Origin of the sequence: Corynebacterium sp. HMSC073D01 (genome assembly GCF_001815555.1) — a bacterium.
GTDB lineage: Bacteria > Actinomycetota > Actinomycetes > Mycobacteriales > Mycobacteriaceae > Corynebacterium > Corynebacterium glucuronolyticum.
This window is the reverse complement of record NZ_KV821025.1, coordinates 107,104-129,518: the sequence shown is the minus strand read 5'-3', so window position 1 is coordinate 129,518 and position 22,415 is coordinate 107,104. Positions and strand designations below refer to the sequence as shown.

Below are 22,415 nucleotides of genomic sequence, written 5' to 3'. Positions count from 1 at the left end.
TTAGTTGGTCTTTTGACCGTAGCACCCAATCCCGTAGCCGATAGCAGAAACTACCGCGATGAGAGTTGTGACGATCCCGATCGCTCCAGAAACGTTTTCGCCGATGTTCTTCTGGTACTGGGCAATGGGTTCTGGCAGACCAGGAAGCGGGAGGTGAACGGCGGAGAGCGCCAACAGCGGGAGCGCCCACGCCAGCGGGATGGCGTAACCGGCTGGCGGAGCAACGCATGCCCCGGCGGGTGCACCAGGCAACGGGCTGGGCTCAGGTGTTGCCCCCGGCTTTTCCCCTGGTTTCGTTGGCGACGGCTGCTCATCCGGCTTTGTCGATGAACCATCCTCAGCATCAACGACGAGCTTCATCGTCTTTTTCACCCGGTCTTGTCCGGGATAGTCGATGTAGAAGTCAATGGAATACTCACCCGCTGCGAGGTTGGAACCTAGCTGCAGGGTAATCGGCTGCTGCGGACGATGGATAACACGAATCCCCGTATCCGCCTGCACACGGACCACCTCTGCTCCCTCCGGCAATAGGAGATCTTGAAGTTCCAGAACCGCCCCTGCGTGAACGTGGAATGCATCTTCAAAGTTGAAGAACTGGTGCGGACCCACCTGTATCGTCACAGTGCTAATCTGCGTGGTCTGTCCTGGTGTGTCAACGAATAGCGTCACGGTGTGTTCTCCCAGTGGGGCATCGTCGGCAACCGAGATGTCTACTGTGGAGCCATGCGGCGTTGCGGTCATGTAGCGGTCGGAGACTCCGGTTCTGATGGTTGCCTCCGACGGCCATGGGGCAACGTAGCCACCTGCTTTGATCGTCGTCTTCGCACCACGATTGATCGTGAGCAGCGTGGGGAATTTAATCTCCCGCTTCTTAACGGTAAGCGGCAGAATCGTAGTTTGCACAGTGGTATCGGGAAAACGAACGGTCAACGGAATGTCGTAGTGACCTGGGTGAGCGTTGGGGGGAACGGCAACCGCGATCGCGCCCTTTTCTTTCCCAGAATCCTTCGTGGTCACTGTCATGGGCGTGTCGCCGACGTCGACTTCTGTACCATCCGGCACTAAACCGGTTGGCGCGACCCTAATCTTTTGCCCAGGAAAGAGCTCGATTTCAGTTTCCGGCTTGTAGTTCAGCTCGTAAGCACCAACGGTGACGCGGACAGTGCTATCGGAAACAGTGTCGCCTATCTTTGCCCTGATCCCCAGCGTGTAGGTTCCGGGGCGGGTCGTGGGCGAGAGCTGCAACCGCCAGTTGCCTTTTTGGGTCTGGCTCAAGGATGCGAGGTCACTGCCTGTTGTCACTGTTAGCGAGGTTACTTCTTCAGGCAAAGAGTAAATGACGGCGCCACCAGGGGAAAGAGCGATATCTTTAAGTCCGCTGAATCCCGCCGCATGCGCCACCGGTATCACCCCACCTGAGAGTGCAGCGTTCGGTGTCACAGGTGGCGCAACGAGTGCGAGTCCACAGCTAACAGAGACCAGTAGGGCACGAATTTTCACAGCTCGATCCTCCTCAGCCCAAGTGTATTAGTCAGCACCAGCAAAGTAAATGGAAATCCGCACTTTCTGGTTGCTCGGTCCCGGCGCAGTCGGTTGCTCAGTCCCGGTTCTGCCAGCAGCTGGACTCATGCGCGGTCGGTACCTTCACGTCCCATGGATGCCACGCGGATGATGAGCCACGACGAATCGGAGACGAGGTATGTTGCTACTCCCCTGCGGGGTGCAGCCGCTGGCTGATGACGCGGGTGACGCCGTCGCCGTGCATCGTCACACCATAGAGGACGTTAGCCACATCCATCGTCGGCTTCTGGTGCGTGATGACAATGAGCTGACTCGTTGCCCGCAGCTTCTCAAACAGCGCAATGAGACGACGAAGGTTCACATCATCGAGGGCTGCCTCCACCTCATCCATGACGTAGAACGGGCTCGGCCGCGCCTTGAAAATCGCAACAAGCATCGCCAGTGCCGTCAGCGTCTTTTCCCCACCGGAAAGAAGGCTCAAACGCTTGACCTTCTTTCCCGGCGGGCGCGCCTCCACCTCAATTCCCGTTGTCAACATGTCGTCCGGGTCCGTGAGCTTCAACCGCCCCTCGCCACCGGGGAACAACGTCGCAAACACCTCAGGGAATTCCCCCTCAACATCGTGCCACGCGTCCGTGAACAGGGTGAGGATCTTCTCATCTACTTCCTCAATGACAGAATGCAGGTCCTCACGGGCACGGATGACATCATCAAGCTGCGTAGACAGGAACGAATAGCGCTCCTCCAGCGCCGCGTACTCCTCCAGCGCCAGCGGGTTAACCTTGCCCAGTGCAGCGAGTGCTTTCTCCGCGCTCTTCAAACGCTTGCGGTATTCGGTGATGGAAAAGTCCTCCGGTTGCTCAAACTGCTTCCGCAGCTCCGTTGCGGCGACTCCCGTCTCGCCCGTGGCTCGTCTTTCCGCCTCCTCGAGTCGCACCGCCGCCTGGGCGGCGGCCATCTCCGCCTCATGGTAAGCCTCCTGGGCCCGGGAGCGCCGCTGCCTGGCATCGTGGACCGCGACCGCTAGCTTCTTGACGGTGGCATCCGCCTCGGCTACGACGGCGCGGGTCCGTTCACGCTCGTCGTGGGCGCGATCGAGGGCATCAGCAACCCGTGTAGCCACGCGCACCGCATTGTCGCGCACGAGTTGCGCCTTTTCGATCACCCGCAGACGCTTTTCCTGCTGCTCTCGGTAGCGCTTCTGCGCCTCCGCATCCGCTGCGGCCTTCCTGCGCAGGCCCTCGGCACGCTGCGTGGCTCGCTCGACCTCATCTGCCGCCTGGCGGGCAGCCATCTTGGCTTCCATCTCCATCGCCTGCATATGCGACAGCCGCTCCGCTGCGCGGTCACGTTCCTCGGTGGACACCTCCTCCTCGGTCTCGGTATCCTCCACACGCGCCAAGCGGTCGGCAGCATCAGCCGCCTCCGTCTTCGCCTTCTCCAGCGCCTTCTCCGCAGCGGTGAGCTTGTCGACGTTCGCCTCGTGCATCCGCTTACGGTCCGCAGCGCGCTTCACCGCCGCTTCTGCTTCGCGCACCAGCGCAGCATGCTCTGCTTGGAACTCGCGCATCGCCGCCGTCGCCTGCGCCGCCTCCACACGAGCCTGCTCAGCGGTCTCCTCGGCACCAGATACGGTTCCCGACATTTCCTCCAAGCTCGCACGGGCGGCGGCAAGGGCGGAAGATGCAGCGTCGATAAGCCCAGAAACCTCCAGCGAGCTGCGGGTACCCTCACCCACCTCGGCCCAGCCTTCGCCCACGACAAGACCCTCGGGCGTAACAGCCCGCAGGCGCGGATCCGCCACCACAACAGCAAACGCCTCGCCCGTATCCCTTACCAAGACCGTATCGGCCAACACGCGCCGCACCGCTTGGGGGGCCTGGACATGGTCGGTCAACCATTGGGCACCCGCCGGCAGCACCTCCGTTTCCACGTGCCACGGCGCGCCGACCGTCTCATCCACAACAACCGTGCGCGACCAATCCTCACCGGTGTGCGCGCCGGGCTCGCCGACAACGGCATCCGAAAAACGACCAAGGGCCGCCGCAACGGCCTTCTCCATACCAGGAGTCACCGTCAATAAATCCGCAAGCGGCGGAAGATCAGCCTCCGTCTCCCCCGCCGCCCGCGTCGACTCGAGCGTCTCGATCCGGGATGTCAACGAGGCAACCTTCTGCTCCGCTGCGCGCTCCTCATCCCGCAACTGCTTGAGGCGCGACTCCGCAGCACCGGACTCAGCAACCGCCCGCACGCGCGTCTCTTCCAGAGGACCGCGAGCATTTTCATGCGCAGACACGTCCTCGGAAGCCCGCGTCGCCTCAGCATCGGCCGCCCGCGCGGCCTCGCGGGACTCCGCACAATTAGAAGACGCCTCGGCCACCCGCGCCTCCGCACGAGTCACCTCCGCACGTGCCTGCTCCTCCCCGGTAACCAACCGCACGATCCCCTCGCGCCGGTCCGCAATCGCCCGCACGCGGCGCATATGCTCCTCATCAGCAGCGTGCGCTGCCTCCCGCGCATCTTCCACCTGGTCAAGGATCGTCTCCAGGCGCTCCGCCGCCACATCGGAGGCATCCTCTAAAGCCTCCACCTGCGCTTGTGCATCCTCCGCCTGGTGCAGCGTTTCCTGCGGATCGGGCCCCTGGTAGGGCTCCACCTCGCTCCGCGACGCCCGATCCGTCGCGATGCGCACCGTCGCGTCCACCTTCTCCTTCAACGCAGACAGCTCAAACCACACTTGGTTCGCCGCCGTCGCCTCCGGCTGCTGCTTCGCCAGCGACTCCTCAGCCAGACGGTGATCGTCCTCCGCCTCGCTCACCCCCGCGTTGGCAGCCGCAAGCTCCACACTCGCCGCCGCCTTCGCGCTTTCCGACGCCTCATTGGCCGCCCACAGCCTCGTCAGCTCGTAGCCCGCAATCAGCCCCCGCAGCTCACGCACCTCAGACTGCACCGTCTGCGCCCGGCGCGCCGCATCCGCCTGCCGCGCCAGGGGCTTCAACTGGCGCTTCAGCTCATCCGTCAAATCCGTCAGGCGATCCAGATTCGCCTGCATCCCTGTCAACTTCCGCTGCGCCTTTTCCTTCCTCCGCTTATGCTTCAACACGCCCGCGGCCTCTTCTATATAGGCGCGCCGATCCTCCGGGCGCGACTCCAAAATCTCCGTAATCTTGCCCTGGCCCACGATGACGTGCATCTCGCGGCCAATACCAGAGTCGCTCAGCAGCTCCTGAATATCCATGAGCCGCGCCTTCGACCCATTGATTTCATACTCACTCGCGCCATCGCGGAACATGCGCCGCGTGATCGACACCTCCGAATACTCAATCGGAAGCGCCCCGTCGTCGTTATTGATGGTCAACGTCACCTCGGCGCGGCCCAATGGTTTACGAGACCCGGCCCCCGCAAAAATCACGTCCTCCATTTTGCCGCCACGTAGTTGTTTGGCGCCCTGTTCGCCCATGACCCAGGCGAGGGCGTCGACGACATTAGACTTACCAGAACCGTTCGGCCCCACCACCGCGCAGATCCCTGGCTCAAATTTCATCGTCGTTGCGGAGGCGAACGACTTAAAGCCTTTGAGCGTCAGGGATTTCAAATACACGTCACGTACTCTAGCCGACGTTAGTTATCCACAGGAAGCGCGCCCAGCGTCGTGAAAATACGGTCACATATTTTGACTTGTGGATAACTTTGGGTGTTTATCTGCACCGGCCGATCTTTAGACATACCGTGAGTGCCATGACAGCAATCCTCGGGAGTCTCGCAGACTCGCTCCACGGCACCGCCATATTCGCGGAGGTAGCAACCCTCGCGGATACGGCGGCATTACGCGTGGAAAAACTCACCGAGGAATTTGGCTTTTCGCAGCACTTTGCCAAAGAGCTCGTTGCTGCGGCCCGCACCTGGGTGCCCTACGAGGACCCCGAAGGCAAAACGAAAGCGATCTCCGTTCAGCAACTCATCCTCATCGCCAAGGCGGTCGAACTCACAGCCGCCGAAGACAAAGAGACCACACGCGACATGCTCCTCGCATACGCCTGCGAAGGTCACACGTGGAAAGAGCTGAAGGCCAAGATCTCCGACACCCACCGGGTGGTGAAAACCCGCAAGGTAAGCGACTCGGTCACCGTCTCCGCCGTCGCCGATGCCTGCGGCATGAAGCACGCGCATATCAAGCTGGAAGCCCTTAAGATGGACCGCTTCATCGGGCTGATCGCCGAGGCTTCCACCGCGCCGAGCGACCTACCGGAATCCTTCCGCTGGGCGCAAGGCCTCAACCGCATCGTTCAAGACTACGAGGATGGGGTGTGCGGAACGACGTCGACAAGGCTCTGGAACCGACGACTAGCACCAGCGTTCATACTTCCTATCCCGGACTCCACCTACATCGGCGACGGCAAGTTCGCCACCACCGACGGCGATATCCTCGATGCCGAAGAACTCGCCAACTGCCGACTCGAGCCCTACGGCTTCGCCGTCATGTACGACGGGAACAAAAAACTCTCCTGCACCCTCCCACTCAAGAACCAACGGTTCGCCGACGGCGCGCTCCGCACCGGTATCGCCTGCGACCAGATCTTCTGCACCCACCCCGGCTGCTACCGCATCGGCACGTACAGCCAAGCCCACCACGACAAATCCTGGGCTTCTGGCGGCGAAACGACCGCAGAAAACATCCTCATAGCCTGCAAATACCACAACGGACAAAACGACGACGACCCCACAAAACCCAAACACGGCCGTCACGAACGCGACCCCGTCAACGGCGACCCGCGCTACGTCCCGCCCGACGGTGGGCCGCCCCGCTACCACGACAGCCCATGCCGGGGTTACACCGGCAGAGACATCGCCGGCACGATCCTCGACGAGGAAAAACGCGCCGGGCACCGCGACGACGGCCGCGATGACGACAGGCGCGACAGCAACTGCACCGATGATGACCGCTGCGCAGACGGCGACGACAACAGCGAATAAAACCCTGCTCGCCCACAGGCATGCCTGTGGGGCGAGCAGTGCTGCGCTCCCCCAACATCACCGTGTACTCTTTCGCATATGTGTGGAATTGTTGGATACGTCGGTAACCCCGAAAACGAACAGCTAGTCAACGACGCCCTCCACGTGTGCCTCGAAGGCCTCCGTCGCCTCGAATACCGTGGATACGACTCCGCCGGCGTCGCCGTTATTTCAAACGATGTTATCGCCTACCGAAAGAAGGCAGGCAAGGTTAGCGAATTGGAAAAGGCACTCGATGCCTCACCCCTACCAACAGCGCCTATTGGTATTGGGCACACGCGTTGGGCAACCCACGGTGGCCCAACCGACAACAACGCCCACCCGCACGTCGTAGATAACAGTCGTCTCGCCGTAGTGCACAACGGCATTATCGAGAACTTCGCGGAGCTCAAGCGCGAGCTCATCGCCACCGGCGTGCACTTCTACTCCGACACGGACACCGAGGTCGCGGCGAACCTGATCGCCCATTACTACAACACGGAAGCCGCCGGTGACCTTACTAAGGCCATGCAGCTCGCTGTCGCCCGTTTGGAGGGGGCTTTCACTCTCCTGGCTATCCACGCCGAGCACCCAGATCGGATCGTCGCCGCTCGTCGCAACTCACCCTTGGTAATTGGGCTTGGCGACGGCGAGAACTTCCTTGGCTCGGATGTCACCGCCTTCATCGACCACACCAAGCATTGCGTGGAGATGGGCAACGACCAGATCGTCACCATCACGGCTGACGACTACGAGATCACCGACTTCGAGGGGGCTCCTGCCGAGGGCAAGCCCTTCGAGGTGCAGTGGGATGCTGCAGCCGCAGAAAAGGGCGGCTTCGACTCCTTCATGGACAAAGAAATTCACGACCAGCCCGCCGCTGTTCGTGACACCCTCATGGGACGCCTGGATGAGAATGGACACATTCAACTCGACGAGCTGAACATTGACGAGTCGGTGCTCCGCAGCGTCGACAAGATTGTTGTGATTGCTTGTGGTACGGCAAGCTATGCCGGGCAGGTGGCGCGCTACGCCATCGAGCACTGGTGCCGCATCCCCACCGAAGTGGAGTTGGCGCACGAGTTCCGTTACCGGGATCCGATTGTCAACGAAAAGACCCTCGTGGTTGCGCTCAGCCAGTCGGGCGAAACGATGGACACGCTCATGGCCGTGCGCCACGCGAAGGAGCAGGGCGCCAAGGTTATTGCCATCTGCAACACCAACGGCTCCTCGATTCCCCGCGAGGCCGACGCGAACCTGTACACGCATGCCGGCCCGGAGGTCGCCGTCGCCTCGACGAAGGCGTTCCTCGCCCAGATTACGGCCGCTTATCTCTTGGGCCTCTACCTGGCTCAGCTGCGTGGCAACATGTACGCCGACGAGATCAGCGACATTCTCAACTCGTTGACGGAGATGCCGGAGAAGGTGCAGCAGGTCATTGACAAGGAAGAGGAAATCAAAAAGCTCGGCCGTGATCTGTCCAATTCCACGAGCGTTCTCTTTCTTGGTAGGCATGTGGGGTTCCCCGTCGCGCTCGAGGGAGCCCTCAAGCTCAAGGAAATCGCCTACATCCACGCCGAGGGTTTTGCTGCCGGCGAGCTGAAGCACGGCCCGATCGCGCTTGTCGAACCCGGCCAGCCGGTCTTCGTCATCGTGCCGAGTCCTCGTGGTAGGAATGAGCTCCACGCGAAGGTAGTGTCCAATATTCAGGAGATTAAGGCCCGTGGCGCCATCACGACGGTAATCGCCGAGGAAGGCGACGAGGCCGTTGTCGAGCACGCCGACCACGTCATCTGGATTCCGCAGTGCGCAACACTTATGCAGCCCCTCCTGGCGACGGTGCCGCTGCAGATCTTCGCCTGCGCCCTGGCGGGTGCAAAGGGGCTGGACATTGACCAGCCGCGTAACCTCGCCAAGTCGGTGACGGTGGAATAGCCGTTAGGCCTCCTTGAACCCCGCGAATCCGCGGGGTTTTTTCCATTGCTCGACAACGACGGTGACGTGGCCGGGGCGTCGAAAAGCGGATGGTTGCTCACGCAAGCGTTCGAGGAGCTCCTCACACGCTGCGCGGTCCCCCTCGGCGACAACCTCAACGCGACCATCCCACTTATTGCGAGCCTCCCCCCTCAATCCGAGGGCAAGCGCCTGAGACTTCACCCACCACCGAAAGCCCACGCCCTGGACGTGCCCGTGAACAAAAGCGAGAAGCTGTGCGTCAGTCATGGGTTGCATTCTACCGGCGGGCGGAGAAGCATAGACCGCATGGTAAGAGGACTCACTCGCGGCGATAAAGGATTCAACAGAGCAATTCTGGCAATGGTCTTGGTAGGGTTTGCGGCGTTCAACGCCATGTACTGTACCCAAGCTCTCCTCCCCCAGCTTTCCGACGCTTTCCAGTCCTCACCCTCCACCTCCGCCCTCACCGTCTCTGCCACAACCGGCGCCATCGCCCTCGGGGTCATCCCCGTCTCCATCCTCTCCGAGCGCTACGGTCGCGGGCGCGTCCTATCCATTTCTCTGCTCGTCGCCACCATCATTGCCCTCGGCCTCCCCTTCACGCCCTCGATCGGCTCCCTCATCGCGCTGCGCGGCGTGCAAGGCTTGGCGATCTCCGGTGTTCCCGCCGTCGCTATGGCCTGGATTTCCGAAGAAATCGATGCCTCCGCCGTACCCGTCGTCATGGGCTGGTACATCGCCTCCGACTCCATCGGCGGATTATCGGGCAGGCTCATTCCCGCGTTTGTATCCAATGCCTACGGGTGGCGCTGGGCTCTGGCGGTGAATGCCGTCGTGTCGGTGGGGCTAGCCATCGTTGCGCTCATCGCTTTACCACGACAGCGTCGCTTCGTTGCCCGCTCATTGACGTTTGCTGGCGAATTCCGGGCGATTGTGCGCCACTGGCGCAGGCCACTTCTTGTCGCACTGTTTGCCATCCCCTTCTTGGCGCTGGGCCTGTTCGTCACCATGTACAACTTCGTGGGCTACCACCTCACCGAAGAATTCGGCTTCCCACCGGCGCTCATCGGCTTCCTCTTCATCCTCTATCTTTCCGGAACGTGGTCCTCGACGCAGGCGGGCAAGCTCAGCTCGAAGGTGGGACCGGGGCGGGTCTTGGTAGGAGGAGGGATCCTTTCCGCCCTCGGGCTGGTGGCCACCTACTCCGCCTCCCTCCCCCTCATGATCGCGGGGCTTGTGGTGTTCACGGCTTCCTTTTTCGCCATTCACTCGACGGCGTCGGCGACGGTGGGGCTCGTGGCGGACAAGGGGCGCGCGGAGGCGTCGTCTAGCTATGTGTTCAGCTACTACATGGGCTCGTCTATCCTGGGGTCGTCACTCGGCTTCGTTTACGAGGACTTCGGTTGGACGGGGCTCGTGACGGCACTCTTGGTAGGCACCGCGTTGATGCTCGTCTTCATCGCCTTTGTTGCCCACCGGGTGGAGAAGCCCGCCGCCTAGTAGCGGCGCTGGCAGTGGGGGCAGTAGGTCGATCCGCGCCCGCCGATCTTTTCCTTCACCATCTCGGTACCGCAGCGGTCGCACGGCAGTCCTGCCTTACCGTAGGCGTTGAGTGACCGGTCGAAATATCCCGACTCTCCATTGACGTTGACGTAGAGCTCGTCGAAGGAGGTGCCGCCTTGGGCGAGCGCGTCGCGCATCACATCTTGCCCGGCGAGCAGGAGTTCTGTGAGCCGGTGGGGGCTCACGTGGCTGCGGGTTTGGCGCGGGTGAAGGCGGGCACGCCACAGCATCTCATCGGCGTAGATGTTGCCGATGCCACTGACGATTCCCTGGTTGAGGAGGGCGGGTTTCAGCTCTCCGCGCCCGCGCTTTAGGTGCTTTGCGACGCCTCGTATGTCCAGCGATGCGTCGAGGAGGTCGGGGGCGATGTGGGCAAGGGTGACGGGGAGGCCGTCGACAAGCTCAGAAAGAGACCAGGAGCCGAAGGTGCGCTGATCCACAAACTGGACGGTCAGACCGTCGAGTTCGGCGACGATACGCGTGTGCGGGGAGACCGGCCGCGCCGTCTGAGTGATCCGCATCTGACCACTCATGCGCAGGTGGATGACGAGCGCTTCCGCGCCGTCCAGGACGAGCCACAGGAACTTTCCTCGTCTTCCCGTGCCACAAATTTCGCGCCCCGCAAGGCGCGGGGCGAGGGCCTCCGTACTGCGGGCGGCGCGGGGGTGGAGGACGGAAACCGATACGAATCGGTGCCCTACCAAGAGCCGGTCGAGCCCCCGACGAACGACCTCGACCTCAGGAAGTTCGGGCAATGTTTTGTTCCCTCAACACCGTGACCGCCTGCTTGGCGGCAAGCTGCTCAGCCGCCTTCTTGTTGTGGCCCTGGCCGGTACCAACAACTTTCCCATCAATGATGGCAGTTGCGGTGAAGAAACGGTCGTGGTCTGGACCGGTGAAGCTCGCCTCGTACTCGGGCATGGGGAGCTTGCGCTCGGCGGCGCGCTCCTGCAGGAGGGTCTTCCAATCCGTGTGGATGGAATCGGAGGAGGCATGAACGATCTTCTCGTGGAAAAGCGTCAGGATGGTGTGCCGGGCCGTCTCGAATCCGTGCTCGAGGAAGATCGCGCCGAAGAGAGCCTCGGTGGTGTCCGCGAGGATGGAGTCCTTTTCGCGGCCGTCGGTAAGAATTTCGCCGCGACCGAGCAGAATATACTTACCAAGACCAATCTCGCGGGCAATATCTGCCAGGCCGAAGCGGGAAACGATGCGGGCACGCATCTTGGAGATGACGGATTCTGGCGAGGATGGATACGTTTCGAACAGTTTCCATGCCACGGAGCAGCCGAGCACCGAGTCGCCGAGGAATTCGAGGCGCTCGTTATTGGGCAGTCCGCCATTCTCGTTGGCAAACGAGCGGTGTGTGAGCGCCAGTCGGAGTAGTTCTGGAGAAACAGTTGTTCCCAGCTTTTCCAACAGCGGGGCGTGGTCGACAGCGGCGAAGGCCTCTTCTAGTGCTGCTTCACCGGTGAGGCGCTTCTTTTTGCTCATTTAAACTTCTCCAGTCCGGCCCAGCGCGGGTCGATGAGCTCGTCCGGGTCTTGTGATTCGGGGACCTCGGCTTCCTCCGGGCATGGCGAGCCCGTCAAACTATCGCAGGTAGGGTTAAACGGGAAGGAGGTTCCTGCCTCGTCGATGACCACCTGTGCGAGGTCCATGATGTTGTTTTCTACGCGGGGGATGTCGTCTTCTTCGTCATCTTCTTCAGCCCCATCATCGTGGGTGGTGATGAAGGAATCGGTAAGCGCAAAGATCTGGTCGATATCGATGCTGACCCCGACGGCATGCTCGGTGAGACACCGGGAGCACTGAGCCTTCGCTGTGCCCGTCACAGATCCGTGGACGTGGATCCCCTCGCCAAGCGGGAGCAGGTCGACATCGAGGGTGATGTCGTCTCCTTCCTCGATGGCCATCATCTCCAGCCCGATGCGCTGCGGGCTACCGCCAGTCTGCGTTACATGTTCCGGCTCGGTGACACCGCGGACGAAGCGTGTGCAGTCTATTCGTAGTGGATTTCCCATAACGTATCCACCTTAACGGTCGAGGCGACTCGACGCGCCGGAGGCTCCCGCCCCACGGCGGAGCGCGGAACGGTCGCGGGATACGGAGCGCAACGTGGACTCCAGGGATGCCTCGAAATCGGCGAGCTTGCTATCGACAAAGTCGTCACACTCGCGGCGCAGGCGGTTGGACTCGGTGTGTGCCTCGTCCACGACGCGGTGGGCTTCTTCTTTGGCCACACGCACGACCTCTGCCTCGGAGACGAGACGTGCTTGCTCAGCCAGGCCATCATCGACGCTGCGCTGGTAGGCTTCCTTGGCCTGCGTAGACAACGTGTCCGCCTCTTGGTGGGCGCGACTAATGGTGGAATCGGCATCCCGCTGCGCCCGCTCGGTCACTTCATCGGCCTCTTGGTAAGCGTCGTCGAGGGTGCGCTTGGCTTTCTCCTCTGCGTCACGCACAAGGCGATCTGCCTCTGCCTTGGCCTCCTCGAGGATGCGGTCGGCTTCGGCGGCCGACTGGGTTTCTAGTTGGTAGGCCTTTTCCTCGGCATCGTGAATAATCCGATCGGATTCGTCGAGGACATCTTGAGCTTCGTCCATTTCATGCGGTATAGCGTCGCGGAGATCGTCGAGCCACTGCTGCATCTCGACGCGGGGAACCATGCAGTTTGCGGTCATGGGTACGCCGTAGGCGCGGTCAACGGTGTCAACGAGCTTGTCCAGCGAGTCAAATACTTTGAACATGAACCCAGGTTACCGGTTGAATCGGCGTGTACCGGGTTAACACCCCAAGAAGAGCAAAAATAATCGCCCCGTTCATTGAGAACGGGACGGCCACGATGTGCACGGGGCGCGAAAAGGGTGATCTTTAGACCACGCCGTGAGCGATCATGGCATCGGCGACCTTCTTGAATCCGGCAATATTCGCGCCGAGGACGTAGTTACCCTCGTGGCCGAAGTTGGCGGCAGTTTCGGAGGACGTGCGGAAGATGTTCTTCATGATCCGCTTGAGGCGGGCATCCGTCTCCTCGAAGGTCCAGTGGTCGCGGCCGGCGTTTTGCTGCATTTCCAGCGCGGAGGTGGCCACACCGCCAGCGTTGGAGGCCTTACCAGGAGCGTAATTGATGCCGTTTGACTGGTAGATCTCGATGGCCTCGTTGGTGGAGGGCATGTTGGCACCCTCGCAGACGAACTTCACGCCGTTTTCGACGAGGAGACGGGCGTGGGCACCGGTAATCTCGTTCTGGGTTGCGCACGGCAGGGCGATGTCGGCGGGCAGGGACCAGATCGTGCCGTCGGTGTGGAGGGTGGCACCGTCTGCTTCCTCGACATAATCGGCGACGCGGCCACGACGGACTTCCTTGACATCTTTGAGGAGTTCGAGGTCGACACCGTTCGGGCACTCGACCCAGCCGGAAGAGTCAGAGAAGCCGATGACGGTGGCACCGAGTTCCTGGGCCTTTTCGATGGCGTAGATGGCGACGTTGCCGGAGCCGGAGACGATGACCTTTGCGCCGTCGAAGGAAGCATTGTGGGCTCCCAACATCTCCTCGGTGAAGTAGACGAGACCGTAGCCGGTGGCCTCGGTGCGGACGAGGGAGCCACCCCAGGTCAGCCCCTTGCCGGTGAGCACGCCGGCCTCGTTGCGACGGGTCAGTCGCTTGTACTGGCCAAAGAGGTAGCCGATTTCACGGCCACCGACACCGATGTCACCGGCGGGCACGTCGGTGTACTCACCGATGTGGCGGAAGAGCTCCGTCATAAAGGACTGACAGAAGCGCATGACCTCGCCATCGGACTTGCCCTTGGGGTCGAAGTCGGAGCCACCCTTGCCGCCACCGATAGGCAGGCCGGTCAGCGAGTTTTTAAAGATCTGCTCGAACCCCAGGAATTTGATGATGCCGAGGTTGACAGACGGGTGAAAACGCAAACCGCCCTTGTACGGGCCAAGGGCGGAGTTGAACTGGACGCGGAAGCCACGGTTGACTTGCACCTGGCTGCGGTCATCGATCCACGGGACGCGGAACATGATCTGGCGTTCTGGCTCGACAAGCCGCTCGATGAGGGCGTTGTCGGCGTAGCTGGGGTCCTTTTCCAGCACAAACTTAAGCGACCCCAAGACTTCCTCGACTGCCTGGTGGAATTCGGTCTCACCAGGGTTGCGCTTCTTAATCTGGTCGTAGTAGTTGGCGATTTTCTCGTCGACATTACTCATGTGGGAGGCCCTTCTAGGTCGCGTGTTTTCTAAAAACGTTACAATTTTCCAACTTTTGAGTGCATATATGCAAGCTACTTTAATGTTGCATTTATCACACCTTTCGTTAGTGCAGGCGATGCACCGTATCGCCCGTTCGTAACGTTGTGCATATATTAACACCAAAAAGTACGCGCGTACTGTATTTTCGCGTCGGCTACGCTTATTTTTATGATCATCGTTTCCCCTGACCGTTTTCCCCCGTTGAGCCCCGCAGAGGCCGCCGCTGCCATCGCCCCCGTAGTCGGTGGTACAGCTTTCCCGCTTATCGACGCCTACCTGGGCACATCCTCCCACTTCGCAGGCGAACGCATCACCCTACCAACGACGACGGTAACTGGTCGACTCACCGAGGCAACATATACGTTCAACCAGGAGATCACGACCGCCTTCATCGATATGGCCGCCGCCTCCGGGAAGGTCCCCGGGTACGATCCAGCCGACGGCGACTCGTACGGCACCGGTGTTCTCATTGCCGATGCCGTCGCTCGCAGGGCGACCACCATCGTCTTATCCACGGGAGGATCGGGTGCCCACGATCTTGGCGCGGGAATCCTCACCGCGCTCGGAGCGCAGCTGCAAACTGCCACCGGCCGGCGACTGAGCCCCGGGGCTCATGCCCTCGCCGAGCTGGGAAGTATCGACCTAAACAGCCTGAATACCGGGGTACTCGGCGTGACGTGGATTGTGTATGCGCCGGAGGTATGCGGGGTGGACGAGCTGCACCAACCGAGCGTCGAGAAGCTTACTGAGCTGACAGGTGTGGAGCCCACCGCAACAAGCGGCAGCGGCGGTGGGGTTCCCCTCGCATTGCAGTACCTGGTGAGCCTCGCGGGCACAGGAAAGGTGCTCGTTTTTAATCCCCTGACGATGTCCGAGCCGTATCAGCAGCTGCGTAGCTCAGCTGCGGATGCGGAGCTGATCATCACAGCTACACCGGCTGACAAGCCGACCGCCCTCACCCGCGCTGTACGTGTGGCCAGCGGAGACACCGACGTTATCGAGCTGACGGGGGCCGGTGAACGGGAGTGGACGGCACCAGCCCTGGCAGAGTGGGTGTCTAACGCTCTGCCTGAACGATCCACGGGTAAATAGCGGGAACCTCGAAATCGAGCTCGTTTTCCAAGAGCACCCGATCCGGCGGCAGATTCACCGCCGGTGTAAGTATCCGAGACAGGCGCATCGCCAGCTGGTTGACCGAGCCCGTGAAATCCGGCGCGGAGATGACAAACCGCGTCACTCCGGGTTGGTCCTCGACCTTTTCGTCGGCCGTCTCCGACGGCCGATACGTGGCTACCAACTGGTCAACAACCTCTGCGGGAAGTTCAGGATCGGGAAGGATATTGACACTCACCCGCGTATCCGCCACGCCAGGCAGATCGCGCGCTGTGCGCAGAAACGCCGAGCGGAGTTCGCGGGTTTTCTCCGCGGGCATGTACACGTCGAAGGTGATGGTCGCCATGAACCTAACTGTAGCCAATTAGTATGGGGAGCATGTCTCCTATTCATTCGCGTCCCCATCCGATCCAAACCATGGCCGATGGCACGATAAAACAGGTCAATCCGTTCTCCGGCACCGAGGTCTGGACGGTTCCCGGCCGCGGCAACCGCCCCCTTACTACCCCCGCCACTAACCCGCTCCCGCTCGGAGCAGATGCGCACACGAACAGTTGCGCTTTCTGTTCTGGGAACCTCGATGCCACCCCACCGGAAAAATCCCGCATGGTGCGCACCGACAACGGCTGGGAGATCCTCCGCGGTCTCCAGCACAGCCAGCTGCACGATACGACCCCCGAGTTCCGCCGCGTACCCAACCTGTTCGAGATCGTCACCTATGACTACTGGGAAAAGAACTACGGGTTCACCATGGATCCCGATCTCCACGAGCGAATGGAACGCTACATGTCCGAGCCGGCCGGCAAGGAGCATGTTCTGAACATCGTCCGTACCCGCCTGAAGGCTGCGGGCCAAGATCCGAACCAGCCGGAAGAAGAGCTCGTGCGTCGCGCGCAGGGCTACTTCGGTGGTGGTCACGATGTCATCATCGCTAGGCGCCACTTCACCGACGATGCCACCCACGACAACCAGCTCGCCTCCTCTGGCACCCTGACGGAAGACGAGCACCGTGCTTTTACGCAGTTCACCATCGACGGCATCCACGACCTCTACCAGCGCAACCGCTACGCGCACTACGTGGTCGCCTTCCAGAACTGGTTGAAGCCCGCCGGCGCGTCCTTCGATCACCTCCACAAGCAACTCGTCGCCGTCGATGATCGCGGTGTGCAGGCCGACCAGGAGATCGCCACCCTGCGTTCCAATCCGAACATGTACAACGAGTGGGCAGTGGACTACGCGGGATACCGCAACCTCATCATCGCCGAAAACGATCACGCTGTATGCTTCGCTGGTTTCGGCCACCGCTACCCCACCCTCGAGATCTACTCCAAGTCTGCTTCGTGCTTTCCGTGGGAGCACACCGCCGAGGAAGTCAACGACATGAGCGACCTCATCCATGCCTGCCACGCGGCAACCGGGCCCGACGTTCCGTGCAACGAGGAGTGGTACCACCAGCCGATCGACCTCGACGTTGCCATGCCGTGGCGCGTCATGATCAAGTGGCGCGTATCCACCCTCGCCGGATTCGAGGGTGGCACGAAGATCTACATCAACACCCGCTCTCCCTGGGACGTGCGTGACCGGATGGTACCGGAGTTTTACCGCCTGCGCGACGAAGGCATCATCAACAAGAACATCCGCATCGCGATGGAGTGCGGCCTGGAACGCAACAGCCTTAAGTACAACCCCACCCTGAAATAGGAATTCATGTCACCTGCATCTATTGCTGAACTTCTCACTTCTCCCGCTGCACCCGCCTACGAGTGGTTGTGGCAGCACTACGAGTGGCTCCACCGCCACCCCGAGCTGTCGCTCGAAGAGGAGCACACAGCCGCCTACATCGCGGATGTCCTCTCGAAGTTCGACTGCGAGGTCTCCACGGGTATAGGTGGGCACGGACTCGTCGCCGTGTTCCGTAACGGAGACGGTCCGACAGCGCTCATGCGAGCCGACTTCGACGGCCTCCCCGTTCCGGAAGAGACGGGCGCACCATATGCGTCGGAGAACGAAGGGGTCATGCACGCCTGTGGGCACGATGTCCACGTCACCGCCCTCCTCGGGGCATGCAAGCTTATCGACGCTTCTCGCGAGCGCTGGTCTGGCACGTTCATCGCCCTGTTCCAGCCGGCGGAGGAAATCACCCGTGGCGCATCGATGATGATCGAGGACGGCCTGTCCTCCCACGTCCCCCGCCCGGATGTGTGCTTCGGCCAGCACATTCTTCCCGGTCCGGCGGGCACTGTGTACACAATGCCGGGGCCCGCCGCAGCCGCCTGCGACACGCTGACCATCACCATCCACGGTCGCAGCTCGCACGGCTCCATGCCTCACCTGGGTGTGGATCCGACGATCATCGCCGCGCACATCATTCTGCGACTGCAATCGATCGTCGGCCGCGAGGTGTACCCAGGAGATTTTGCGGTGATCACCGTGGGCAAGCTCCGTGCCGGCACGCGGAACAATATCGTGCCGGAGAAAGCCGAGCTTGTCCTCAACACCCGTTTCTACGACGAGGTTGTCCGCGACCGCTGCTACCGTTCCATTGAGCGCGTGGTAAAGGCCGAATGCGAAGCCTCCGCCTGCCCTGCAGAGCCGGAGATCGTATACTCCGCCCACGGCGAGCTCACCGACAACTCCCCCGAGGTGTTTAACACCATCCGCCCCGTCTTTGACGAGGCCTTCGGGGAGGATTCCGTCGATGCCACCCCATGGACCGCCTCCGACGATTTCAGCGAAATCCCCCGCCACTTCGATGCTCCGTACGTCTACTGGACGCTCGGCATGACCCCGCGGGCAGTGTGGGACGCGGACCCGGCTGCGGCTCCGAGTAACCACCAGTCCACGTTTCTGCCGGATCCAGAGCCAACGCTCACCGCTGCGTGGAAAGCTGCGGCTCTCGCACCGCTAGCGTATCTAGCGAGATAAAATATTCCCCCGCAGCGTCCGCTGTGGGGGAATTTTTCTACTTGGTGCTCGGAGTCTCGCCAAGCAGGTGAACGTGAATCATGTTCGTGTTACCGGACACTCCGGGCGGGGTACCAGCGACGACAACCATCATGTCGTCGCGCTTGTACTCTTCCATAGCCAGGAGGGCCTTGTTCACCTCACCCAGCATCTCGTCGGTGGTTTCGACCTCCGGGCAGAGGAATGTCTCGCAGCCCCAGGTGAGAGCCAGCTGGCTGCGCACCTCCGGGTGCGGGGTGAAGACCAAAAGCGGCAGGTGCGAGTGCAGGCGAGCAACGCGCTTGGCCGTATCACCAGAGGTGGTGAAGGCAACGAGGGCCTTGGCGTTGAGGCGCTCAGCGATATCGCGAGCGGAGTAGCTGATAACGCCACGCTTCGTGCGCGGGATGTGGCTGAGCGGCGGAACAACGCCGTCGAGCTCCGCGGAGCGCACGATACGCGCCATGGTCTGAACGGTCAGCTGCGGGTGAGCACCGACGGAAGTCTCGCCGGAAAGCATGACTGCATCCGCGCCGTCGAGAACGGCGTTGGCCACGTCAGAGGCCTCGGCGCGAGTCGGACGGGAGTTTTCAATCATGGAGTCGAGCATCTGCGTAGCCACGATGACGGGCTTAGCGTTCTCGCGGGCGATCTGGATGGCGCGCTTCTGGACGAGCGGCACCTCCTCCAGAGGCACCTCCACGCCGAGGTCGCCACGGGCGATCATAACGGCATCAAACGCCAGAATAATGGACTCGAGCGCATCAATGGCCTCGGGCTTTTCCAGTTTTGCGATAACCGGAACGCGGCGGCCTTCCTCATCCATGACCTTGTGGACGAGATCCACATCGGCGGGGGAACGCACGAACGACAGAGCAATGAAGTCAACACCGAGTTTCAGGGCGAAACGCAGGTCGCGAATGTCCTTCTCGCTCAGGGCAGGAACAGAAATGTTCATGCCAGGAAGGGACACACCCTTGTTGTTGGAGACGGGGCCACCTTCGACGACCTCGCACACGACATCGTTGCCCTTGACCTCCTTGCAGACGAGGGCGACTTTGCCGTCGTCGACAAGCAGACGGTCGCCGGGCTTCGCGTCCTTGGCCAGGCCCTTGTACGTGGTGGACACGCGGTCGTGCGTGCCTTGCACGTCATCGACAGTGATGGTGACGATCTCGCCATCATTCCACACCGTTGCACCGTCAATAAAGCGACCGAGACGAATCTTCGGGCCTTGGAGGTCGGCGAGGACGCCAACAGCCTTGCCCGTCTCGTCACCGGCCTCACGGGTCCAGTTGTAGTTCTTTACATGATCTTCGTAATCGCCATGGGAGAAGTTCAGCCTGGCGACGTTCATACCAGCTTCAACAAGTCCCTTGATGCCTTCCTTGGAAGCAACAGCGGGACCGAGCGTACACACGATCTTAGTTCTTCTTTGCACGCCTAAAGGGTAGGTCAAAAATGACAAAATGGCCACATGAAACCGGTCACTTTTCCACCTCTCCCACTATTCGTGCAGGTCAGACCGTAGGAAAAAAATCCACATAAACAAACATAAACGGACAAAACGACGTATTAGTTTGCTTTTAAGGGTCGCGGATCAACCTCTGCAGGTGTTTCTCTTCGCCCCTTCTTCACCACCAGGAACAACACGGCAAGCAGGAAAAATACGGTCGAAGTAATGGTGTTGATCCGCAGACCCCAGACCATCGTCGCCGCGTCATCACGCATGAGTTCCATCATGAAGCGACCCAGCATATACGACGCGACGTACAAACCAAACACACGACCACGCCCCATCTGGAACTTCTTGTCCGCCCAAATGAGAAAGACACAAACCGCCACATTCCACAGCGCCTCATACAAAAACGTCGGATGCACGACACTCATGATTTCTCCGGTCGAATGGCCGGTCACGGGGGCAAACTCCCCGGCCTCGTTAACGCGATAGTAAATCTCCAAACCCCACGGAACATCCGTCGGGCGACCATACAACTCCTGGTTGAAATAATTCCCGAAGCGACCAATCGCCTGCGCCAAGACGAGTCCCGGCGCGACAGCATCAGCCAGTGGCGCAATTGGCAGTCCTTTGCTGCGCATCATCACCCACACGGCCAGAACACCAAGGATCACGGCACCCATGATGCCCAATCCCCCCTGCCACACGTATAGGGCCTCCACCGGGTTACAGGTGGAACAGAAGTAAGAATCGTAGTCGGTGGCAACGTGGTACAAGCGCCCCCCAATAAGACCTGCCGGCACAGCGACTACGGCTGCGTCCATCACCACATCAGCATCACCACCCCGGGCAACGTAGCGCTTCGTTGACAACCACAGCGCAACAACGACACCCGTGATGATGCACAGCGCGTACGCCCTAATCGGAAGCGGGCCGATAAACCACACCCCTTGGGGTGGAGAGGGAATGGTGGCAAGGATAGTTTCGGACACGCAGGCACCTTTCACTTGTGAGATTACTACCCACAACAATGTACCCTAACGGGCCGAGGGGCACGCCGGGTGCATACCGGCTGCCACAAGCGACCGGCACAGTCTATCCGGTGTAGTCGAACGCGACAGTGCCTCACCCACAACAACGGCGTCGGCACCCGCACCCGCGTAGCGCATCAGATCCACAGGCGTGGACACCCCTGATAACGCCACTTTCACCACCGAACTGGGCAACCCGGGTGCAATAAGCGGGAAACGCCCCCGATCGATTGTCCGCGTACGCATGTCACGAGCGTCCACGCCGATGATGCGGGCGCCGGCGGTAACACCGCGGTCGGCTTCTTCCTCCGAAGCCACCTCGACGATTGCTTCCATGCCCAATGAGTGAACCCGGTCGAGCAAAGCCACGAGGCGATCCTGTTCGAGGGCAGCAACTTGGAGAGCAACGAGATCTGCACCGTAGTATCTCGCCTCGTGCACCTGGTACGGGTCGACGATGAAAGATTTACACCACACCGGTGCGGAGACGTTCTCTTTTACCGTGCGCACATCCTCGAGGCTGCCGTTAAAACGCCTTCCCTCCGTTTGGCACCCAATGATGCATGCTCCCGACTCCTCACACAAGCGAGCAAGAGCTGCAGGATCCGCTACGGGCATAACATGGTTGGTCACCGGATCCGCGCGTTTGATCTCCGCGATCACGCAACAGCCTGGTTTTTGTAGTACGGAAAGGACATCGCGGGCAGGAGGAACATTGCGCGAAAGACGCTTGATCTCTTTGAAGGGCACAACCTCTTCGCGGGCAGCCACATCAGCAATAACGCCCTCAAGGATATTGTCGAATAACGTGGCCATCATGCATCACTCCGCCCGCACGCGTAACCGCGTGTAGTGCTGCTCCTCAAAAACTGTGGCCATGCCGAGAATATTAGCCCGCTGAGGTGGTCGGCACGAAATCCACCGATATCTGTTGACTACCCCCGGTCTTCGTCTCTACCTGTTAAATCAATTCCTTCGTCCAGAGCATCCCACATGACGCGCTCCGAATCAGGCGCCGCCTCAATGTCGCTTTCCAGCTGCTGCCTCCGTGTACCCGTCGCTTCCAGCATGTCCGCTTTTTTCGTGTCCTTACCGGGACGCATCGCCAGGATGACACCCGCTGCAATCGCAGCTGCTGCTGCAACAACCGTGCATCCAGGCCCAATTGCTGATACATCGACACCTGTGATCTCCGCCCATTGGCTGATTCGCACAGGGTCCGTGGCTTTAGCAGACACGGCACCTGTGGCGAGGATATTCCACACCCGGTCGCTGTCTGCACCAGCAGTGAGAAGCATGATCGGAGAATACGCCAGCACGGCACCAGCCAGCGCCGCCAGTACCCCCGTCACGCGGCGACCAGCGGACTTGGTAACTAAGGCGACGAGGAGAAACGCGATCAGCGCAAACGAGGCGATCTGCAGCTCCGTCGCCCATGCGGCTCCGCTCAACACCTCAACGGAATCTCCGGCCTTATCGTCATTCACTGTCGCGTGCATCCACGGCAGTCGCGCAAGTAGCCAAGAGGCAAGACCGGAAAGTCCGAAGACAGCGGGGCAGACGTAACGGGTATTCAT

19 protein-coding genes are annotated in these 22,415 nt (G+C 60.9%); 6 read left to right on the top strand and 13 right to left on the bottom strand.

Translation table 11 applies throughout. The features are described from left to right. Together HMPREF3044_RS02655 and smc are read right to left on the bottom strand one after the other, a co-directional pair. On the bottom strand, positions 1-1,500 hold the full coding sequence (locus HMPREF3044_RS02655; protein WP_246820852.1) for a cell surface protein: 1,500 nt from the start codon (positions 1,498-1,500) through the stop codon (positions 1-3). 205 nt (positions 1,501-1,705) lie between these two features. Next, a complete protein-coding gene (smc, locus tag HMPREF3044_RS02650) occupies positions 1,706-5,122 on the bottom strand; it encodes a chromosome segregation protein SMC (protein ID WP_070739157.1) in 3,417 nt (1,138 codons plus the stop codon). Positions 5,123-5,259: 137 nt separating this feature from the next. On the opposite strand from smc, the gene HMPREF3044_RS02645 reads away from it, so the two are divergent. Together HMPREF3044_RS02645 and glmS are read left to right on the top strand one after the other, a co-directional pair. Further along, positions 5,260-6,495 carry an HNH endonuclease signature motif containing protein gene (locus HMPREF3044_RS02645; RefSeq protein WP_070739155.1) on the top strand — a complete coding sequence of 412 codons (1,236 nt, stop codon included), beginning with the start codon at positions 5,260-5,262 and terminating at the stop codon, positions 6,493-6,495. Positions 6,496-6,573: 78 nt separating this feature from the next. Further along, positions 6,574-8,448, top strand: a complete 1,875-nt coding sequence (gene glmS / locus HMPREF3044_RS02640) for a glutamine--fructose-6-phosphate transaminase (isomerizing) (protein ID WP_070739153.1) — start codon at positions 6,574-6,576, stop codon at positions 8,446-8,448. A 3-nt stretch (positions 8,449-8,451) separates the two neighbouring features. Here glmS and HMPREF3044_RS02635 read toward each other — a convergent pair whose 3' ends face one another. Further along, positions 8,452-8,745 (bottom strand): acylphosphatase, encoded by a 294-nt coding sequence (locus HMPREF3044_RS02635; protein ID WP_070739151.1) that lies wholly within the window; start codon positions 8,743-8,745, stop codon positions 8,452-8,454. 30 nt (positions 8,746-8,775) lie between these two features. On the opposite strand from HMPREF3044_RS02635, the gene HMPREF3044_RS02630 reads away from it, so the two are divergent. Next, a complete protein-coding gene (locus tag HMPREF3044_RS02630; protein ID WP_070739149.1) occupies positions 8,776-9,969 on the top strand; it encodes an MFS transporter in 1,194 nt (397 codons plus the stop codon). Here HMPREF3044_RS02630 and mutM read toward each other — a convergent pair. The 5 genes from mutM to gdhA form a co-directional block, all read right to left on the bottom strand. After that, positions 9,966-10,787: a bifunctional DNA-formamidopyrimidine glycosylase/DNA-(apurinic or apyrimidinic site) lyase gene (mutM, locus tag HMPREF3044_RS02625; RefSeq protein WP_005395596.1), complete on the bottom strand. Its 822-nt coding sequence runs from the start codon at positions 10,785-10,787 to the stop codon at positions 9,966-9,968. The two genes, HMPREF3044_RS02630 and mutM, sit on opposite strands and share 4 nt — an antisense overlap. Continuing rightward, a complete protein-coding gene (gene rnc, locus HMPREF3044_RS02620) occupies positions 10,771-11,523 on the bottom strand; it encodes a ribonuclease III (RefSeq protein ID WP_005395594.1) in 753 nt (250 codons plus the stop codon). Before rnc ends, mutM begins: the two co-directional genes overlap by 17 nt. Further along, positions 11,520-12,053: a YceD family protein gene (locus HMPREF3044_RS02615; protein WP_005395592.1), complete on the bottom strand. Its 534-nt coding sequence runs from the start codon at positions 12,051-12,053 to the stop codon at positions 11,520-11,522. Before HMPREF3044_RS02615 ends, rnc begins: the two co-directional genes overlap by 4 nt. A 12-nt stretch (positions 12,054-12,065) precedes the next feature. Next, entirely contained in the window at positions 12,066-12,779 is a 714-nt protein-coding gene (locus HMPREF3044_RS02610) for a DivIVA domain-containing protein (protein WP_005389568.1), read from the bottom strand. A 124-nt stretch (positions 12,780-12,903) separates the two neighbouring features. Then, positions 12,904-14,250 (bottom strand): NADP-specific glutamate dehydrogenase, encoded by a 1,347-nt coding sequence (gdhA, locus tag HMPREF3044_RS02605; protein WP_005389567.1) that lies wholly within the window; start codon positions 14,248-14,250, stop codon positions 12,904-12,906. A gap of 210 nt (positions 14,251-14,460) precedes the next feature. Here gdhA and HMPREF3044_RS02600 point away from each other — a divergent pair, with 210 nt between their 5' ends. Further along, on the top strand, positions 14,461-15,384 hold the full coding sequence (locus tag HMPREF3044_RS02600) for a glycerate kinase (RefSeq protein ID WP_005389566.1): 924 nt from the start codon (positions 14,461-14,463) through the stop codon (positions 15,382-15,384). Here the strand turns inward: HMPREF3044_RS02600 and HMPREF3044_RS02595 are convergent. Then, positions 15,350-15,751: a hypothetical protein gene (locus tag HMPREF3044_RS02595; RefSeq protein WP_005389565.1), complete on the bottom strand. Its 402-nt coding sequence runs from the start codon at positions 15,749-15,751 to the stop codon at positions 15,350-15,352. The genes HMPREF3044_RS02600 and HMPREF3044_RS02595 overlap by 35 nt on opposite strands. Positions 15,752-15,783: 32 nt before the next feature. On the opposite strand from HMPREF3044_RS02595, the gene HMPREF3044_RS02590 reads away from it, so the two are divergent. Then, positions 15,784-17,106, top strand: coding sequence for a DUF4921 family protein (locus HMPREF3044_RS02590; protein ID WP_196793921.1), 1,323 nt, complete (start codon positions 15,784-15,786; stop codon positions 17,104-17,106). Between the two features lie 6 nt (positions 17,107-17,112). Further along, positions 17,113-18,330 (top strand): amidohydrolase, encoded by a 1,218-nt coding sequence (locus HMPREF3044_RS02585; protein ID WP_070739147.1) that lies wholly within the window; start codon positions 17,113-17,115, stop codon positions 18,328-18,330. A gap of 37 nt (positions 18,331-18,367) precedes the next feature. Here HMPREF3044_RS02585 and pyk read toward each other — a convergent pair whose 3' ends face one another. From pyk to HMPREF3044_RS02565, 4 genes are all read right to left on the bottom strand, one after another. Beyond that, positions 18,368-19,789: a pyruvate kinase gene (gene pyk, locus HMPREF3044_RS02580; RefSeq protein ID WP_141759626.1), complete on the bottom strand. Its 1,422-nt coding sequence runs from the start codon at positions 19,787-19,789 to the stop codon at positions 18,368-18,370. 134 nt (positions 19,790-19,923) lie between these two features. Beyond that, positions 19,924-20,799: a prolipoprotein diacylglyceryl transferase gene (gene lgt, locus HMPREF3044_RS02575; protein WP_210400513.1), complete on the bottom strand. Its 876-nt coding sequence runs from the start codon at positions 20,797-20,799 to the stop codon at positions 19,924-19,926. 45 nt (positions 20,800-20,844) lie between these two features. Further along, the gene (locus HMPREF3044_RS02570) at positions 20,845-21,654 is read right to left on the bottom strand and encodes an indole-3-glycerol phosphate synthase TrpC (protein WP_201841797.1); all 810 of its coding nucleotides are present in this window, start codon (positions 21,652-21,654) and stop codon (positions 20,845-20,847) included. Between the two features lie 119 nt (positions 21,655-21,773). After that, the gene (locus tag HMPREF3044_RS02565) at positions 21,774-22,415 is read right to left on the bottom strand and encodes a TIGR02234 family membrane protein (protein WP_081446507.1); all 642 of its coding nucleotides are present in this window, start codon (positions 22,413-22,415) and stop codon (positions 21,774-21,776) included.

Coding starts and splice junctions, on each gene's coding strand:
- HMPREF3044_RS02565 (WP_081446507.1), bottom strand. CDS start 22,415: ATGAATACCCGTTACGTCTGCCCCGCTGTCTTCGGACTTTCCGGTCTT.
- HMPREF3044_RS02590 (WP_196793921.1), top strand. CDS start 15,784: ATGTCTCCTATTCATTCGCGTCCCCATCCGATCCAAACCATGGCCGAT.
- glmS (WP_070739153.1), top strand. CDS start 6,574: ATGTGTGGAATTGTTGGATACGTCGGTAACCCCGAAAACGAACAGCTA.
- HMPREF3044_RS02570 (WP_201841797.1), bottom strand. CDS start 21,654: ATGGCCACGTTATTCGACAATATCCTTGAGGGCGTTATTGCTGATGTG.
- HMPREF3044_RS02635 (WP_070739151.1), bottom strand. CDS start 8,745: ATGCAACCCATGACTGACGCACAGCTTCTCGCTTTTGTTCACGGGCAC.
- HMPREF3044_RS02585 (WP_070739147.1), top strand. CDS start 17,113: ATGTCACCTGCATCTATTGCTGAACTTCTCACTTCTCCCGCTGCACCC.
- HMPREF3044_RS02630 (WP_070739149.1), top strand. CDS start 8,776: ATGGTAAGAGGACTCACTCGCGGCGATAAAGGATTCAACAGAGCAATT.
- HMPREF3044_RS02610 (WP_005389568.1), bottom strand. CDS start 12,779: ATGTTCAAAGTATTTGACTCGCTGGACAAGCTCGTTGACACCGTTGAC.
- rnc (WP_005395594.1), bottom strand. CDS start 11,523: ATGAGCAAAAAGAAGCGCCTCACCGGTGAAGCAGCACTAGAAGAGGCC.
- HMPREF3044_RS02615 (WP_005395592.1), bottom strand. CDS start 12,053: ATGGGAAATCCACTACGAATAGACTGCACACGCTTCGTCCGCGGTGTC.
- HMPREF3044_RS02595 (WP_005389565.1), bottom strand. CDS start 15,751: ATGGCGACCATCACCTTCGACGTGTACATGCCCGCGGAGAAAACCCGC.
- gdhA (WP_005389567.1), bottom strand. CDS start 14,250: ATGAGTAATGTCGACGAGAAAATCGCCAACTACTACGACCAGATTAAG.
- HMPREF3044_RS02645 (WP_070739155.1), top strand. CDS start 5,260: ATGACAGCAATCCTCGGGAGTCTCGCAGACTCGCTCCACGGCACCGCC.
- HMPREF3044_RS02600 (WP_005389566.1), top strand. CDS start 14,461: ATGATCATCGTTTCCCCTGACCGTTTTCCCCCGTTGAGCCCCGCAGAG.